Annotated in this window: 15 protein-coding genes; 9 read left to right on the top strand and 6 right to left on the bottom strand. The window is 73.4% G+C overall.

Annotated features, from left to right (window positions below; translation table 11 throughout):
- Positions 1–31 precede the first annotated feature (31 nt).
- The 3 genes from H9641_RS01265 to H9641_RS01255 all read right to left on the bottom strand — a co-directional run bounded on the left by H9641_RS01265 (position 32) and on the right by H9641_RS01255 (position 3043).
- Entirely contained in the window at positions 32–1015 is a 984-nt protein-coding gene (locus tag H9641_RS01265; protein ID WP_191800273.1) for a PDDEXK family nuclease, read from the bottom strand.
- Between the two features lie 504 nt (positions 1016–1519).
- Entirely contained in the window at positions 1520–2002 is a 483-nt protein-coding gene (gene greA / locus H9641_RS01260) for a transcription elongation factor GreA (protein WP_191800271.1), read from the bottom strand.
- 549 nt (positions 2003–2551) lie between these two features.
- Positions 2552–3043 (bottom strand): DUF4307 domain-containing protein, encoded by a 492-nt coding sequence (locus tag H9641_RS01255; RefSeq protein ID WP_191800269.1) that lies wholly within the window; start codon positions 3041–3043, stop codon positions 2552–2554.
- A gap of 166 nt (positions 3044–3209) precedes the next feature.
- Between H9641_RS01255 and mca the strand changes: the two genes are divergently transcribed.
- From mca to H9641_RS01235, 3 genes are read left to right on the top strand one after another with little or no spacing between them, the layout of a single operon-like run.
- Positions 3210–4079, top strand: a complete 870-nt coding sequence (gene mca, locus H9641_RS01250) for a mycothiol conjugate amidase Mca (protein WP_056646692.1) — start codon at positions 3210–3212, stop codon at positions 4077–4079.
- Positions 4076–4540, top strand: coding sequence for a hypothetical protein (locus tag H9641_RS01245; RefSeq protein ID WP_191800267.1), 465 nt, complete (start codon positions 4076–4078; stop codon positions 4538–4540). Before mca ends, H9641_RS01245 begins: the two co-directional genes overlap by 4 nt.
- Before the next feature lies 1 nt (position 4541).
- Positions 4542–5552: a carbon-nitrogen hydrolase family protein gene (locus H9641_RS01235; RefSeq protein ID WP_225219751.1), complete on the top strand. Its 1011-nt coding sequence runs from the start codon at positions 4542–4544 to the stop codon at positions 5550–5552.
- 81 nt (positions 5553–5633) lie between these two features.
- Here the strand turns inward: H9641_RS01235 and trhA are convergent, their stop codons facing one another.
- Positions 5634–6311: a PAQR family membrane homeostasis protein TrhA gene (trhA, locus tag H9641_RS01230; RefSeq protein WP_318244326.1), complete on the bottom strand. Its 678-nt coding sequence runs from the start codon at positions 6309–6311 to the stop codon at positions 5634–5636.
- 430 nt (positions 6312–6741) lie between these two features.
- Here trhA and H9641_RS01225 point away from each other — a divergent pair, with 430 nt between their 5' ends.
- The 6 genes from H9641_RS01225 (at position 6742) to H9641_RS01200 (ending at position 13541) form a co-directional block, all read left to right on the top strand.
- Positions 6742–7503: an isoprenyl transferase gene (locus H9641_RS01225; protein ID WP_191800263.1), complete on the top strand. Its 762-nt coding sequence runs from the start codon at positions 6742–6744 to the stop codon at positions 7501–7503.
- A gap of 163 nt (positions 7504–7666) precedes the next feature.
- Complete coding sequence (locus H9641_RS01220) at positions 7667–8173, top strand: MarR family winged helix-turn-helix transcriptional regulator (RefSeq protein WP_191800261.1); 507 nt, start codon at positions 7667–7669, stop codon at positions 8171–8173.
- Positions 8170–8763 (top strand): CE1759 family FMN reductase, encoded by a 594-nt coding sequence (locus H9641_RS01215; RefSeq protein WP_191800259.1) that lies wholly within the window; start codon positions 8170–8172, stop codon positions 8761–8763. The genes H9641_RS01220 and H9641_RS01215 overlap by 4 nt, the downstream gene beginning before the upstream one ends.
- A gap of 167 nt (positions 8764–8930) precedes the next feature.
- Entirely contained in the window at positions 8931–10829 is a 1899-nt protein-coding gene (locus H9641_RS01210) for an alkaline phosphatase (protein ID WP_191800257.1), read from the top strand.
- Positions 10830–11055: 226 nt separating this feature from the next.
- Positions 11056–12270 (top strand): WxL protein peptidoglycan domain-containing protein, encoded by a 1215-nt coding sequence (locus tag H9641_RS01205; RefSeq protein ID WP_191800255.1) that lies wholly within the window; start codon positions 11056–11058, stop codon positions 12268–12270.
- A 23-nt stretch (positions 12271–12293) separates the two neighbouring features.
- Positions 12294–13541 carry a glycerate kinase gene (locus H9641_RS01200; protein ID WP_191800253.1) on the top strand — a complete coding sequence of 416 codons (1248 nt, stop codon included), beginning with the start codon at positions 12294–12296 and terminating at the stop codon, positions 13539–13541.
- Positions 13542–13611: 70 nt separating this feature from the next.
- Here the strand turns inward: H9641_RS01200 and H9641_RS01195 are convergent, their stop codons facing one another.
- Together H9641_RS01195 and H9641_RS01190 are read right to left on the bottom strand one after the other, a co-directional pair.
- Entirely contained in the window at positions 13612–14952 is a 1341-nt protein-coding gene (locus tag H9641_RS01195) for an AAA family ATPase (protein ID WP_191800251.1), read from the bottom strand.
- 112 nt (positions 14953–15064) lie between these two features.
- A complete protein-coding gene (locus H9641_RS01190; protein ID WP_191800249.1) occupies positions 15065–15472 on the bottom strand; it encodes a RidA family protein in 408 nt (135 codons plus the stop codon).
- Between the last annotated feature and the right edge of the window lie 41 nt (positions 15473–15513).

Genomic DNA, 15513 nt, shown 5'->3' with positions numbered 1-15513 from the left:
GCGACCGCGGGCTGACGGGTCGAGGGGACGGTCAGCGCCGAGCGACGACGATGCGGGCGCGCACAGGGGTGTCGGGAGCGTCGGCGAGCCGACCGAGGTCCACACCCTGGTCCCCGAACGCGGTGATCAACCGCCCGCAGGTCGCTTTCCACGCGGTGAGCACGTCGTGCGAGTAGAGGACGACCACTCTCCAGCCGAGCCGTTCGATGTTCTCCCTGCGGGCGACGTCGCTGCACATCTGGTGCTGGGACGAGTAGTGGTGTGCGCCGTCGTACTCGATCGCTATGCGCGCCTGCGGCCAGCACATGTCTGGACGCGCGACCCACTGGTCCTCCGCGAGCAGGTCCGCCCCGACGACCGGGCACGGGAAGCCCGAGGCGACCAGCAGGAGCCGGACCCGCGTCTCCATGGGCGAGTCGACGAAGGATCGGGCGGCAGACAGCGCAGTCCGCAGGTCACGCCGCCCGCGACCGCCGACGAACCAGGACAGCGCGCGCTCCAGTGCGAGGCGGGTGGTGGCCGGGTGACGCAGCGCGAGGACCGCGTCGGTCAGGACGACGAGTTCCTCGCGCGTCAGGCGGTCTCCGGCGTCCGTGCCCGTCATGCTGCCGAGGTCCAACCAGGTGCGGGCGGGGACAGTCACCGGGAGCCCTCGGTGCCGGAAGGTCTGCTGGGCGAGCACTCCCGAGTGCCCGACGAGCAACGCCGCGTCGCGCGAGCGCGACCCAGGGCTGCTGGAGACGTGCAACCGCTCGGTCGGCTGATGGTGAGCAGGCAGGGGCAGCCCCAGGAGAGCGGCCGCCGTGAGGTGCGAGAACGCGTCCCCGGCCCGGAAGGTCAGGGCGACGGCGCGGCAGAGTGCGTCGAGATCGTTCGCGGACCCGGCCGCCATGCGGACCCCGCGGACCGGCGTGTGCAGCGCGGGGTGGCGCAGCTGGTCGCGTGTGCACCCGGCCGCGCAGGCGTCGGCCACGAGGAACGGGGTGGGCGGCAGCGGGACGAGAGCAGCGGGCACGGGAAGATGCTCGCAGATCTCGGTGCCCTCGTGGAGGCGGGGCCCGGTACCTGTGGACAACTGTCGGACCCTTGCCGGTCGGGCGCTTGCCCGGCCCGGCGGGCGGTTGCCTGGCCCGGCCCGCACCCAGCCCGCACTGGCGGACCGGGCCCGAGGGGGATCGAGATGCGGCTATCGGGGGTCGATTCGCCGATTCGACCCCCGATAGCCGCATCTCGACGGAGAGTGGGCAGGGAGGCGGCACCGGGGAGCGAGGGCGGGAGGGTCCGGACCGGCGCGCGACGACGCAGCCGGCCGTCGGCAGCGCCGTCTGGTCCGGCCCGCGCCCCGCGACCGCGTCGCACCCGGCACGTCGTGCCGGTGTGCCGGTGGGCCGAGCGTTTCCTGTCCGGCGGCGCGCCCCCCCGGGGACGCACGACGGCCCCGGGACCGTGGGGTTGCCGGGGCGTCGTGGGTGCGTCGAGCCGACTCCGTCCGGAGCAGCGACGCCGGTGTGTCGCTGGGTCAGGCCTGGAACGGCTTGGCGGCGAGGATCTCGACCGCGATCTCGTTCCCGTTGGGAGCCGTGTAGGAGACCTTGTCGCCGATCGAGGTGCCGTTGATCGCGGCGCCCATCGGGGACGTGGGGGAGTAGACCCGGATGTCCGTGCCGCCGGCGATCTCGCGCGAGCCGAGCAGGAAGGACATCTCCTCGCCGGCCACGTTCGCGGTCACGACCATGCCGGGCTCGACCTTGCCGTCGTCCGGCGGCGTGCCGATCTGCACGTTGCGGAGCTTCGCGGTGAGCTCGCGGATGCGGGCCTCGTTCTTGGCCTGCTCCTCGCGGGCGGCGTGGTAGCCGCCGTTCTCCTTGAGGTCGCCCTCGTCGCGGGCGGCGGCGATGCGCTCGGCGATGTCGGTGCGGCCAGCACCGGACAGGTGAGCCAACTCGGCCTGAAGCCTGTCGTGTGCCTCCTGGGTCAGCCAGGTGACGCTGGTCTCGGTCACGGTTCGCTCCTTCCTTTCCTTGCGTTCTGGCGGCCGTCGTCTGTGGACGCGGCCGCACAGGGGGAGGCAGTGTGTGCGGGTGAGGGCGACTCCGCTGCCTGCCCGTGGTGGTGGCGCCGGTCGGTGACCGACGCCGCGTGGCGGGTTTCGCTGGTCCTGAAGCTTCTGGGGCAGCGTGAATCCCTCAGGATACCAAATGTCCGCTGCATCACACCGTTCCCTGCCCCCGGCAGACCTCCGTGGTCTGCCCCGCGACCCGTCGTGGGACGCCTCCGAACCGTTGCGGGCGGCTCCGCCCGCGGTCCCATCCTTGCACTGCTTGCGGAGCAGGTGCCAGGACCTCGTGCGAGGTCGTGTGACGGAGGTCTTCGGACAGCGCCCCGGACGTGCTTCGACCCCGTGCCGGCCGCCGGACCTCGGTCCGCGGCGCAGCCACGACCGGGCTCGCGCTCGTGCCCGGCGTCCGCACGCGGTGGCGACGAGGGGAGGCCGGGCAGCTCGCCACTGGCCCCTCGGGACACCTGCCCCTAGACCCAGGGACGCTCGCCGTCAGGGCAGCGGGACGCAGCTCTCGACGATCCCGGTCGTGGCGAGCTCGGACGTCGCGACGCTCACGGTGTAGCGCCCCTCGAGCTTGTCGCTCGGCCCGACGACCACCGTGACGGTCCCGACCTGGGCGTAGCTCTCGGCCAACGCGTCGATGGTGCACTCGGCCTGGGTGCCGGGCTCCATGGAGACCTGGAACGTGACGTCGATCTGCTCGGAGCTGACGACCTTGAAGCCGAAGTCGTCGTAACGCACCGGGGTGGAGGCCTGCCCCAGCCCGATCCAGACGGTGATGCCGATCCCGACGAGCGCGGCAGCGGCGATGCCGGCGACGGCCAGGCGACGTCGGAGGGCCGTGGGCTCGGGGCCGTAGCGTCCCGCGGGGGGCCGCGGGCCCTCGCTGCGCGGCGCGAGGCCGATCGGGTTCTCGTCCTCGTCGAGGGCGTCTGGCCCGGGGTTCGGGGAAGTTCCCAGCGGGGGCGTGCTGTTCGTCATGGTCGATCGACGTCCAAGGGTTGGGTGGACTACCTGCTCGTGAGTCATCATTGTCTCTGAACTTCTCCATCTCGAAGTACCCCCAGGAGGACCTGTGACCGAATCGACGGCGCGCCCCACCGCAGGATCGGCGCCCGGGACGGTCGACCGCGCACCGCTGCGCCTCATGGCCGTCCACGCGCACCCCGACGACGAGTCGAGCAAGGGTGCCGCGACGTCGGCCCGCTACGCCGCGGAGGGCGTCGAGGTCCTCGTCGTGAGCTGCACGGGCGGCGAGCGCGGCGACGTGCTCAACCCGAGCTTCGGCGAGCTTCCTGCCACCGCAGAGGGCATGGCCGAGCTGCGGCGCGCCGAGATGGCGGCGGCCGCCAAGGCGCTGGGCGTGAGCCACCGCTGGCTGGGCTTCGTCGACTCGGGACTCCCGGAGGGCGACCCGTTGCCCCCGCTGCCCGAGGGCTGCTTCGCGCTCGTGCCGCTCGAGGAGGCCGCGGCGCCGCTCGTCGAGCTGGTCCGCGAGTTCCGTCCGCACGTGATCACGACGTACGACCCGAGCGGCGGCTACCCGCACCCGGACCACATCATGTGCCACAAGGTCGCGTTCGAGGCGTTCCACGCGGCGGGCGACCCGGAGCGCTACCAGGTCGAGGGCGGGGCGCCCGCTTGGGAGCCCGCCAAGCTCTACTACAACCACGACTTCTCGATGAACCGCATCCGCACGATCCACGAGGCCGTCGTGGACGCGGGGCTCGAGTCGCCGTTCAGCGACTGGGTCGAGTCGCGGGCCGCGCGCGAGATCCCCGAGCGCGAGGTCACGACGCGCGTCGAGGTCGCCCCGTACTTCCCGCAGCGCGACGCGGCGCTCATCGCGCACGCGACGCAGATCGACCCCGAGGGCTTCTTCTTCGCGATCCCGCGCGACCTCGAGGCCGACGTGTGGCCCTTCGAGGAGTTCGAGCTCGCCGAGTCGCGCGTCCCCACCACGCTCCCGGAGGACGACCTGTTCGCCGGCATCCGCACCGAGGAAGGTCTCGTATGAGCCCGACGCCGCAGCTCGCGGTCGATCTGTCGTCCCACCTGGCCGGAGGCCCCGGTTGGGCGGCCGGGGTGACCACCGAGACGACGCCGTCGCCCGCACCGACGACCGACGAGCTCCGACCGGGGCTCGAGCCGACCGACGTGTCGCCGGGCCTTCCCGGCTTCCTCACGATCTTCGCCGTGGCCCTCGCGTGCGTGGTCCTGTTCCTGTCGCTGACCAAGCAGCTGCGCAAGGTCCGCCACGACGAGCGGGGTGCCGGCAACGGGGGCGCGGCGGCGACGTCGGGCGGCGCCGCTGCGGCCGGGACGAGCACCACGGCCACGACGACCGACCCGGACCGTCGGGACGACGCGTCGGAGACCGGCACGGCCGGCGGCGACGCGGGCGCGAGCGACTCCGGGAGCAACGGCGGCAGCGACTCCGGCTCCAGCGGTGGCGACTCCGGCGGCGGCGGCGACTGACATGACGCAGACGCCGCACGGTCCGGTCCGGGTCACGATCGCCCAGATCGAGGTCTCGAACGACCACGCGGCGAACCTGCTCGTGGTGCGCTCGGCGTTCGCCGAGGCGCAACGGCTGCACGCTGACCTCCTGGTGCTCCCCGAGTACGCGTCGGGCTTCGATCCGCGCGGCGTGGGGATCGAGCACGCCGAGCCGCTCGACGGCCCGTTCGTCACGACGCTCCAGCGCTGGGCTGGCGAGACCGGGGTCGCTGTCATCGCGGGCACGACGATCCCGGGCTCACGGGCGCCGCTGGTCGGCGTGGCGGGACACGGTGGGACGTCGTCCTCGCACGGCTCGACACCCTCCGACGGCACAGCCGTGCGGGACCCGTCGGGCCTTCCGGACACCGCGGTCGACCCGGCGGGCGCCGCACGCGACGCGTCGACCAGCACGCCGGTCTCCACGGGGGCCGAGACGTCCGAGCGCCCTGTTCGCGCGGTGAACGCGGTCGTGGCGATCGACGCTCAGGGGCGGCTGTCCGGTGTCTACCGCAAGGTGCACCTGTACGACGCGTTCGGGCACCGTGAGTCGGACCGCCTGGAGCCGGGGCCTGCAGACGCGCCGCCGACGGTCCTGAGGGTCGGCAGCCTGACGTTCGGCGTCATGACCTGCTACGACCTGCGCTTCCCCGAGGCGGCCCGCCGCCTGGTCGACGCCGGGGCCGACGTCCTGGTCGTCCCGGCCGCGTGGGCCGCGGGCGACCTCAAGGCCGACCACTGGCGCACCCTGGCCCGCGCCCGCGCGATCGAGAACACGGCGGTCGTGCTCGCCGTCGGGCAGGCCGGGAAGGGCGTGACCGGGCGCTCGCTGCTCGTGGGGCCCGACGGTCAGGTCGGGCTCGAGCTCGACGAGCGAGCGGGACTGCGCACCGCCGACATCGACCCCGAGGCCCTGGCCGCGGTACGCCGGACGAACCCGTCGCTCGCGAACCGGCGCTACGCCGTCGTGCCGGCTGCCGACCAGCCGTAGCAGAACGCCGGGTGCGGAGCGCGCGTCGCGGACCGGCCCGATCCGTGAAGCGCACCTCGCACCCGGCGGAGGCTCTCAGCGCTAGGCGTTGAGGGCGGCGATCATGATCGCCGCGTAGTGGCACCCGAAGCCCACGACAGTCAGGACGTGGAAGATCTCGTGGAACCCGAACCACCGCGGGCTCGGGTTGGGGCGCTTGAGCCCGTACACCACGGCACCCAGCGTGTAGGCGAGGCCGCCGATCGCGACGAGCCACACGATCGCGGGACCGCCCGGCGTGGTCCAGAACTGCGGCATGTATCCGACCGCGACCCAGCCGAGCGCGACGTAGATCGGGACGTAGACCCACCGCGGGGCGCCCAGCCAGATGATGCGTGCCGCGAGACCGAGCAGCGCCCCGGACCACACGATGATCAGCAGGATCGTCGCGGTCTGCTTCGGCAGGAGCAGCACCGCGAGCGGCGTGTACGTGCCCGCGATGATGAGGAAGATGTTCGAGTGGTCGGCCCGGCGCAGGATCCCCGCGACCCGGGGTGACCAGGTGCCGCGGTGGTAGACGGCGCTCGTGCCGAACAGCAGGCAGGCGCTCAGGCCGAAGATCGCGCACGCGACCTTGCCGGCGACGGGGGGAGCGAGGGCCACCAGGACGATGCTCGCGACGAGGGCCACGGGGAACGTGCCGGCGTGGATCCAGCCGCGCAGCCGGGGCTTGGCGGCGTCGAGCACGTCGGCCGCCTTCGCGGCCGCGCCCGCCAGCACAGTGCCTGACGCGGCATCGTCCGACAGGGGATCGCCGGGCGAACCCGGCGCGTTCTCGACGGCGTCGCCCACGGACGGGCGCTCGGAGGGTCGTGCCACGGAGAGACTCCTACTCGTTCGGCGTCGGGCGGGGGGAGCGGGACGTCCCTGACCCGGGGACTGCACGTGAGTCGACGTGAACGGCTCAGGAAACAACCTACGCCATCGTAAGTTACGTCACCGTAGGTTGCTGACGGGGACTGTGAAGATCCTGCGCAAAGGCGAATCGCAGGGCGGACGTCTGGACAAATCGACCGTTGCCTCCGGTACCGTTTGGCGGGCGACCTGCTCGATCCCGACCCTGCGGCCGCGCAGCTCGTGCCCACCGTGCGACGCGCTCCGGCCGTGCCGGTCCCGTCGCCCACTCCCTTCATACCGCTAAGGACCCCACGTGCGCATGCCCCACCTGCTCTACGGGCTGTACGAGCGACGACTGGCGAGCTCCCTGCCGCGTGAGGCGATGCCCCGGCACGTGGGCGTGATCCTCGACGGCAACCGGCGCTGGGCCAAGTCGTTCGGCGAGACCGCCGCGACCGGCCACCGGCGCGGTGCCGACAAGATCGCCGAGTTCCTCACCTGGAGCGAGGACCTCGGCATCGAGGTCGTCACGCTCTGGATGCTGTCCACGGACAACCTCTCGCGCTCGCGCGAGGAGCTCAGCGCGCTGCTCGACATCATCGAGGACGCGGTGTGCGACCTCGCGGAGACCGGCCGCTGGCGCCTGCGCGTCATGGGCCGTCTCGACCTCCTCCCCGAGCGCCTCGCGGCGGCGCTGCGCGACGCCGAGGAACGCACCGCGGGGGTCGACGGCCTCCAGGTCAACGTCGCGATCGGCTACGGCGGTCGCCACGAGATCGCAGACGCGGTCCGTTCCTACCTGCGCGAGCAGGCCGACCGCGGCGCCTCGCTCCCCGAGCTTGCGGAGAACCTCGACGTCGAGCACATCGAGGAGCACCTCTACACCAAGGGCCAGCCCGACCCCGAGCTGGTGATCCGCACGTCGGGCGAGCAGCGGCTGGGCGGGTTCCTGCTGTGGCAGAGCGCGCACGCGGAGTTCTACTTCTGCGAGGCGTACTGGCCCAGCTTCCGCCGGGTCGACTACCTGCGTGCCCTGCGCTCGTACTCCCAGCGCGAGCGCCGGCTCGGCAGGTAGGTCCTTCCGGGGAGGGAGCGGTCGAACCCGAGGGTCCGGAATACACCTCCCGTCCCGCCGGTTGTACCGCTCGAGTTCATACGAACGCATCTACCCGGGTGACGTGCGCCGACCAGGCGGGCGGCGCCGTCGGGCCGGTGCACCCCGCAGGATCGAGAGACGCATGCCCAGCCCCACCACCGCCCTCCCCGCCGTCCACGACCGAGCCACCACGCGCGAGGCCGCCGAGACCTGGGAGTCGCTCTTCCGCACCCAGGTCGCCCTCATGCGCCGCTTCCAGGCCGACGACATCTGGGAGGAGCTCACGATGCGCGAGTACGACGTGCTCTTCACGCTCTCCACGTGCCCCCAGGGCGGGACCCGGCTCCGCGACCTCAACGAGTACGTCCTCATCAGCCAGCCCTCGCTGAGCCGCATGGCCGAGCGTCTCGAGCAGCGCGGCCTCGTGGAACGCGTCCCCGCGCCCGACGACGCACGCGGCACGATCGTCCGGCTCACCCCGGAGGGCGCGCGGCTCCAGAAGGAGATCGGGCGCAAGCACGTCCGGACCATCAGCGCCTACGTGGGCGGCGCCCTCGACACCGACGAGCTCGCGACCCTCAAGGGGCTGCTCGACAAGCTGCGTGGCGCGCAGGAGCACCTTCCGGCGCGCGACGGGAGCGAGGCGTGAGCGCGGAGACCGAGGCGTCGGGCACCGAGCGCAGGCCGCTGAGCGTCGTGGCGGTCGCGGGCGGCGTGAGCTTCCCCTCGACCACGCGCGCCCTGACGGACCTGCTGCTCGACAAGACCGTCGCCCGCCTCACGGCCGCGGGGGTCGCCGTCGACGCCCGGACCGTCGAGGTCCGCGAGCACGCGCAGGACGTCGCGACCGCGACCGTCGTGGGCATGCGCAGCGAGGAGCTCGAGCTCGCGCTCAAGACCGTCGAGCAGGCCGACCTGCTCGTCGTCGCCTCTCCCGTGTTCCGCGGCTCCTACTCCGGGATCTTCAAGTCGTTCTTCGACCTCGTCGACTCGCTCGCGATGGTCGACAAGCCCGTGCTGCTCGCGGCAACGGGCGGCACGGCGCGTCACACCCTCGTGATCGACCAGGCGCTACGGCCCCTGTTCTCCTTCATGGGCGACCTGATCGTGCCCACGGGCGTGTTCGCGTCCAAGGAGGACTGGACGATCGAGCTGTTCCCCATGCCGTGGCTCGACGAGCGCGCCGAGCGGGCCGTTGGCCAGCTCGTGCGGTTCGCGGACCTGCCTGCCCCTCGCTGAGCGCCTGCCGGGCCCCGGTGCCTCCGGGGCCCCGGCCGGACATTTACCCCATCTGTCCACGCACGGCCTCCCACCGTTCACCGTCGCGCCACCTCGACCCGCTTGGCTCTCAGGTGCCGGCCGGAACTCGACTCCGGACCGGACCAGACCTCGACAGGGAAGAGACCATGACTTCACGTGTACCGATGAAGTGGCTGCGGATCGCCGGGACCGGCGTCCTCGCTGCTGGTATCGCGATCTCCTCGACCACGCCGGCGCTCGCCGCGCCGTCCGCCGACCCCGGGGCGCCCGGACCGAAGAACATCATCCACCTCATCGGTGACGGGATGGGGTTCAACCAGGTCGACCTCGGCAGCCAGTTCGAGTACGGCCGCACGGCCTACCAGACCACCGTGAAGCCCGGCGGCGTCTCGACCCCCGTCCCCGGCCAGGCCGGTACGCAGGTGTACCAGGAGTTCCCTGTCGCCCTCGCGATGTCCACGTACCAGTTCGGCAACACGTACGACCCGGTCCAGAACTGGAGCAGCTTCGCGGCACCGCTCAAGAACTCGACCGACTCCGCCGCCGCGGCGACGACCCTCGCGACCGGTGTCAAGACGCTCAACAACGTGATCGGCCAGGACGAGAACCACGAGGACCTCAAGACGGTCGCCGAGCGCGCGCTCGAGCTGGGCAAGGCCACCGGTGTCGTCACCTCGGTGCCGTGGACCCACGCGACGCCCGCGTCCTACCTGGCGCACAACGAGCACCGCAACAACTACCACGACATCGCGGCCGACATGATGGACTCGGGCGCGAACGTGATCTTCGGCGCGGGCAACCCCTGGTACGACGACAACGGCGACAAGCTCGCGAAGCCCAGCTACAGCTACATCGGCGAGACCGAGTGGAACAAGCTGGTCGACGGTCAGTCGGCGTTCGACCTGGTCGAGTCCAAGGACGACTTCCTCGCGCTCGCCGAGGGCGACACGCCCACGCACGTGCTCGGCACCGCGCAGGTCGCCGGCACGCTCCAGGCGGACCGCACCGCACTGAAGTCCGGCGACGTGCCCTTCTCTGCCCCCCAGAACGACAACGTCCCCTCGCTCCCGCAGATGACGGACGCCGCGCTCAACGTGCTGTCCAACGCCTCGGACGAGGGCTTCTTCGTGATGATCGAGGGCGGCGCGATCGACTGGGCCTCGCACGACAACAACACCGCGGGTGCGGTCGAGGAGCAGGTCGACTTCAACCGGACCATCGAGACGGTCGTCGACTGGGTCGAGGAGAACTCGAGCTGGGACGAGACACTCGTGGTCATCACGGCCGACCACGAGTGCGGCTACCTCTCCGGTCCCGCGGCGAACCCGGCCTGGACCCCGATCCAGGGCGCGCAGGGCGCAGCTCCGCAGGTCAGCTGGAACAGCGGCGGGCACACCAACCACCTCGTGCCCGTGTACGCCAAGGGCCCGGGCTCGGAGCTCCTCGCGGCCGCCGCGACCGGCACCGACCCGGTGCGTGGCGCCTACCTCGACAACGCCGACGTCGGCCGCGTCTCCAACGCCCTGTGGGCGGCGAACGACACCGACGGCATCCCGCTGCTCGCAACCGTCCCCGAGGCCGGTGAGGTCGAGGGCAAGCTCACGCTGTCCGTCGCGGACTTCGGTGCGGGCGTGGCGCTCACGGGCGGGGAGAACGTGGGCGACCGCCTGCGCTTCGCGGGCCGGCTCCCCGAGGTCTCGGTGACCGACTCGCGGGCGACCGCCACGGTCGGCACGGGCGGCTGGACCGTCTCCGGCCAGTCGGGCGACCTGTCCTCGGGCCCGCGCACGCTGCGGGCCCAGAACCTCGGCTGGACCCCCGGCCTGGTCTCGGCCAAGGACGGCGTGAGCGCGGGCTCGCCCGTGGCCTCGCTCCTGGGCGGCGGCAAGGGCCTCGCGGCCCCGGCGACGCTCGCGACCGCGACGTCGGACAGCCGCCTGGGCACCACGACGGTCTCGGCCGACCTGGCGCTCGAGGTCCCCGTGGACACCCGTGAGGGCGACTACGCGGGCACCCTGACGGTCTCGCTCTTCCCGGTCGACTGACCGTCCACACCCGACGGAGCCGTCGGGTCCTGCGTGCGCTCCGGCGCGCCGGGACCCGACGGCCTCTTCCCGTTCCCGGCCCGTCCGTGCCCGACGGCGTCACGCACCGTGCGTCGTCGGGTGCCCGCGGGCCACGCCCGTCCTCCTGCCCGACGGCGCCCCGTCCGTCCCGCTCGCGGGTCGCGGTGGGCGCGGGGCCACGACTCTTCCCGCTCGGAGCTCCTCGATGAACGTCACCTCTCGCCGCACCGCCCGTCCGCGTCGTGCCACGGCTCACCAGGCCTCCCGGCAGCGCCTGACCCGGACCGCCGGCACCGCAGCCCTCGTGGGTGCACTGCTGACGGGTGCTCTCGCGGCTCCGGCCGCGGCCCTGCTCGCCCCCGGTGCCCACGCAGCCGGACCTGTCTCCGCGACCGGTGCGGCGCCGTCGGGCACCGTGCTTGCGGTCGCAGGCCGCGCAGCCGCCACGGCCTCCGACGAGCCCGCCACGCGCACGACCTGGGCCGTCGAGCCCGCGACCGCCGAGGGGCCCGACGGGCGAGTGTCCTACCGCCTGACGGTCGACCCCGGGGGCCAGGCCGTCGAGCACGTCACGGTGACCAACTTCAGCGACCACCCGGCGACGTTCGACGTGTACGCGAGCGACGGCGTCGTGACCGCGGACGGGCAGTTCGACCTGCTCGCGGCCGGCACCACCCCGACCGACGGCGGCTCGTGGATCACGCTCGGCGAGGGCGAGACCGCGGGCCCGACCCAGCGCGTCGAGATCGCGGCCGAGTCGTCGGCGACGATCCCGTTCACGGTCGTCGTGCCCGCCGACGCGACGCCCGGTGACCACCCGGCCGGCGTCGTGGCCGCGCCGGCCCGCGCCGAGGGCGACGGGTCGACCGTCACGTTCGACACCCGCGTGGGCGCGCGCCTGCACCTGCGCGTGGCCGGCGACCTCGCCCCGGCGCTCGCCCTCACCGACGTCCGTGCGACGTACGAGCCGAGCTGGAACCCGTTCGCGCCCGGCTCGGTGCGCGTCGAGTACACGGTCGCGAACGAGGGCAACGTGCGCCTCGGTGCCGACACGCAGGCCGGGGTCGCAGGCCTGTTCGGCTGGAACGCGCGCGAGGTCGTGGCCCCCGCCCAGCGTGAGGTCCTGCCGGGTCAGGAGGCGGGCGGGACCGTGGTGCTCGACGGCGTCTGGCCCCTCGGCAAGGTCTCGGGCGACCTGACGACGACGCCGCTCGTCGTCGGTGACGACGTGGTCGACGTGGCGCTCTCTCCCACCACGACCTCCTACGGGGCGTGGGCGCTGCCGTGGGTCCAGCTCGGGTCGCTGCTCGTGCTGGTGGGCCTGGTGCTCGGGGTCCTCCGGGCACGGCGGCGCCGTGAGGCGCGCACGCAGGCGCGGATCGAGGCCGCGGTCGCGGCCCGGGCCGCCCAGCGGACCTGAGGACGCGTGGCTACGATCGGGACGTGCCTTCGACGACGAACACCGACGCCTCCCGGCCCCTCGACCCACCCGGCGCGGCGCGGCCGCTGCGGGTCGTGATCGCACCCGACTCGTTCAAGGGCTCCGCGACCGCGGAGGCCGTCGCACGGCACGTCGCGGACGGTGTCCTGGCCGCCGCCCCCGACGCCGTCCTCACCCTGCTGCCCATGGCCGACGGGGGAGAGGGCACGCTCGACGCGCTCCTCGCGGTCTGGGGCGTGCCGGCACGTGAGGTCGTCACGGTCGACGCGATCGGTCGGCCGCACACGGCCCGCTACGGGGTCTCGGCCGACGGCCGGGTCGGCGTCGTCGAGCTCGCGGCAGCGAGCGGCCTGCCCGACGTGAGCGACGTCGCCCTCCAGCCCTTGCACGCGCACACGCGCGGCACGGGCGCGGTCGCGGCGGCGGTCCTGGACGCAGGCGTCGAGGAGGTCGTCGTGTGCCTCGGCGGGTCGGCGTCGACCGACGGCGGTGCGGGTCTCCTCACGGGGCTCGGGGCGCGGCTGCTCGCGCACGAGCCGGCGACCGTCCCGTCCTCGGCCGACGGGGAGCTCGCGGGCAGGCTCGTGCCCGACGGCGGCGAGGGCCTCGCGCGCGTCGTGGGCCTCGACCTCGACGGGCTGCACCCGCGTGCCCGCGAGGTGCGCTGGCGAGTGGCGGTCGACGTCACGAACCCGCTCGTGGGCGAGCGCGGAGCCGCGGCGGTGTTCGGTCCGCAGAAGGGCGCGAGCGGGTCGGACGTCAGGTTCCTCGACGCTGCGCTCGTGCGATGGGCCGACCTGCTCGAGCGCGAGACGGGGATCCGTACCCACGAGCTCTCGGGGGCGGGCGCCGCGGGCGGGGTGCCCGCCGCGCTCGTCGCGGTCCTGGGCGCCGAGCTCGAGCACGGGGCGACGCTGGTCGCGCAGAGCATAGGGCTGCCCGCGGCGGTGGCCGACGCGGACCTGGTGCTCACGGGCGAGGGGTCGTTCGACTCGCAGTCGATCAACGGCAAGGTCGCCGACGCGATCGGCACGCTCGCCGCGGCGGCCCCCGGGCGACCTCCGGTCGTGGTGCTCGCGGGGCAGGTCCTGCTGCCCGCTCAGCGGGCCCGGGCCGCCGGGATCACGGCTGCGTTCTCGATAGCCCCCGGGCCGATCGACCTCGACGACCTCCTGGGGCGTACGGGGAGCAGGTTGACCGAGCTCGCGGCGTCGGTCACGAGCCTGTACCTGGGGTCTGCGCGTCGCTGACCCCCGGGACCCGCTCGAGTGCATGGTTCGGCCAGTGCCACGCCCGGCGAGTCGCTGCCGAACCATGCACTCAGCGCTTCGGCCAGTGCCACAGCGGCTCGTCGAGCGGACCCTCGCGGCCTGCGACGGTCGTCTCGCCGAGCTCCTTGACGAGCTCGACGTGGGCGAGCCCGGGCAGCCCGTGCAGGCCGGGCACCCCGTGCGCCGCAGGGAGGCCGCGCGGCCCGCTGCGACCGGTCCGCTCGGCCGAACCGTCGCTCCGTGGCGACGGTGTCCGCGCTCGCGAGCCGTCCGCCGCCTCCTCCATGGCCCGCACGAGTGCGCCCGAATGTGTCACGACCACGACCTGCGTGCGCTGCGCAGCCCCAGCGATCAACGATCCGAGAGCGGGCAGCAGCTCGGGGTGCAGGCTGGTCTCGGGCTCGTTGAGCACGAGCAGCTCGGGAGGCCTGGGAGTGAGCAGCGCCGCGACCCACAGCAGGTACCGCAGCGTGCCGTCGGACAGCTCGGCGCTGCCGAGGGGACGCAGCAGGCCGTGCTGGCGCAGCTCGAGCGAGAACCGGCCGTCGTCCGTCACGCGGACCCGCACGGTGGACCCGGGGAACGCGTCCTCGACCGCGGCGTCCAGCTCGTCGGCCAGCCCCAGCTCACGGATCGTCTCGAGCGCCGCGGCGAGGTCGGCGCCGTCGTGCGCCAGGACGGGGGTCCGGGTGCCGACGTGCGCGCCGCGCGCCGGTGCCAGGGCGTCGGTGCGGAACTGGTCGTAGAAGCGCCAGGACCGCAGACGCTCGCGCACGACCAGGAGCTCGGGTGCTCCTACGGGGTCCACGACCTCCGAGAGCATGCTGTCGAACGACCGCAGGCGTCGCCCGGAGACCTGCCACGAGCCGTCCTCGTCGCGCAGCCGGACCGACGGGCCGTGGCGGTCGGCGACCAGCGTCGCGGGGCGCAGCACGGGACCCGACCACACGACCTCGGTCTTGATCTCCGGGTCCAGGCCGAACGACGCCCCGCCGTCCTGCGGCAGCCCCAGGTCGATCGCGTACCCGTACGCGCCCGTGAGGGGCGCACCCGCCGGTGCGGCGCCGTCGGGCAGGAGGTCCGGGCCGCTCGCGAAGCCCAGGCGCAGCGCGACCGGGCCGCTGCGGACCGTGCCCTGCACGGGGTGGACGCCCGCGCGCACGGCGCGGCCGATCACCTCCGGCCCGGCCCACAGCGTCGAAGGCAGGCCGCCCTCGCGGGCCAGGGCCCCGACCGCGCCGCCCAGCGCGCACTCGGCGAGCAGGCGCAGCGAGCGGTACAGGCTCGACTTGCCCGCCCCGTTGGCGCCCGTCACGACCGTGAGCCGGCCGAGGGGCAGGACGAGGTGGCGCAGCGAGCGGTAGCCCTCGATGGCGAGCGTCTCGATCATCCGGCCAGGCTAGGTGCGCCCACCCACGGCGCGCGTTCCGTCGGGTGCATCGTTCGGCAGCGACACGCCCGGCGAGTCGCTGCCGAACCACGCACTCGACGGCGGGGGAGCGTCAGTCCGTGATCGCGAACGCGTCGATCTCGACCAGCATCTCCTCGCGGGGCAGCCCCGTGAAGACCGTGGTGCGGGCCGGCAGCACGCCGCCCGGGCAGTTGGCCTCGACGAACGCGCCGTACGCGTCGTTCATGACGGAGAAGTCCTCGCGCTTGGTGAGGTACACGCGGAGCATCACGACGTCGTCGAACGTGGCGCCCGCGCCCTCGACGATGGCCTTGACGTTCTCCAGGGTCCGCGTGGTCTGCGCCGCGACGTCGCCGGGGAACAGGTACTCGCTCGTCGCGGGGTCGACCGGGCCCTGGCCCGAGACCTGGACGAACGGGCCCTTGCGCACGCCCTGGTGGAACGTGTGGGCCGGTGCCGGCGCGTGCGGGGTGCTGATCGGGGACTTGGCGGTGCTCATCGTGCCTCTTTCTCTCGGGAACTTGCGGGTGGTGCTGGTCG

The organism is Oerskovia merdavium, assembly GCF_014836755.1.
Taxonomy (GTDB): domain Bacteria; phylum Actinomycetota; class Actinomycetes; order Actinomycetales; family Cellulomonadaceae; genus Oerskovia; species Oerskovia merdavium.
Note: the sequence above shows the minus strand (reverse complement) of the source record. Positions and strands in the feature narration are given on the sequence as shown.

Bases quoted from the DNA above. Each gene is read 5' to 3' on its own strand.
- H9641_RS01210 (WP_191800257.1), top strand. From the start codon at position 8,931: ATGACTTCACGTGTACCGATGAAGTGGCTGCGGATCGCCGGGACCGGC.
- H9641_RS01255 (WP_191800269.1), bottom strand. From the start codon at position 3,043: ATGACGAACAGCACGCCCCCGCTGGGAACTTCCCCGAACCCCGGGCCA.
- H9641_RS01245 (WP_191800267.1), top strand. From the start codon at position 4,076: ATGAGCCCGACGCCGCAGCTCGCGGTCGATCTGTCGTCCCACCTGGCC.
- H9641_RS01220 (WP_191800261.1), top strand. From the start codon at position 7,667: ATGCCCAGCCCCACCACCGCCCTCCCCGCCGTCCACGACCGAGCCACC.
- mca (WP_056646692.1), top strand. From the start codon at position 3,210: ATGGCCGTCCACGCGCACCCCGACGACGAGTCGAGCAAGGGTGCCGCG.
- H9641_RS01235 (WP_225219751.1), top strand. From the start codon at position 4,542: ATGACGCAGACGCCGCACGGTCCGGTCCGGGTCACGATCGCCCAGATC.
- H9641_RS01195 (WP_191800251.1), bottom strand. From the start codon at position 14,952: ATGATCGAGACGCTCGCCATCGAGGGCTACCGCTCGCTGCGCCACCTC.
- H9641_RS01205 (WP_191800255.1), top strand. From the start codon at position 11,056: ATGAACGTCACCTCTCGCCGCACCGCCCGTCCGCGTCGTGCCACGGCT.
- H9641_RS01190 (WP_191800249.1), bottom strand. From the start codon at position 15,472: ATGAGCACCGCCAAGTCCCCGATCAGCACCCCGCACGCGCCGGCACCG.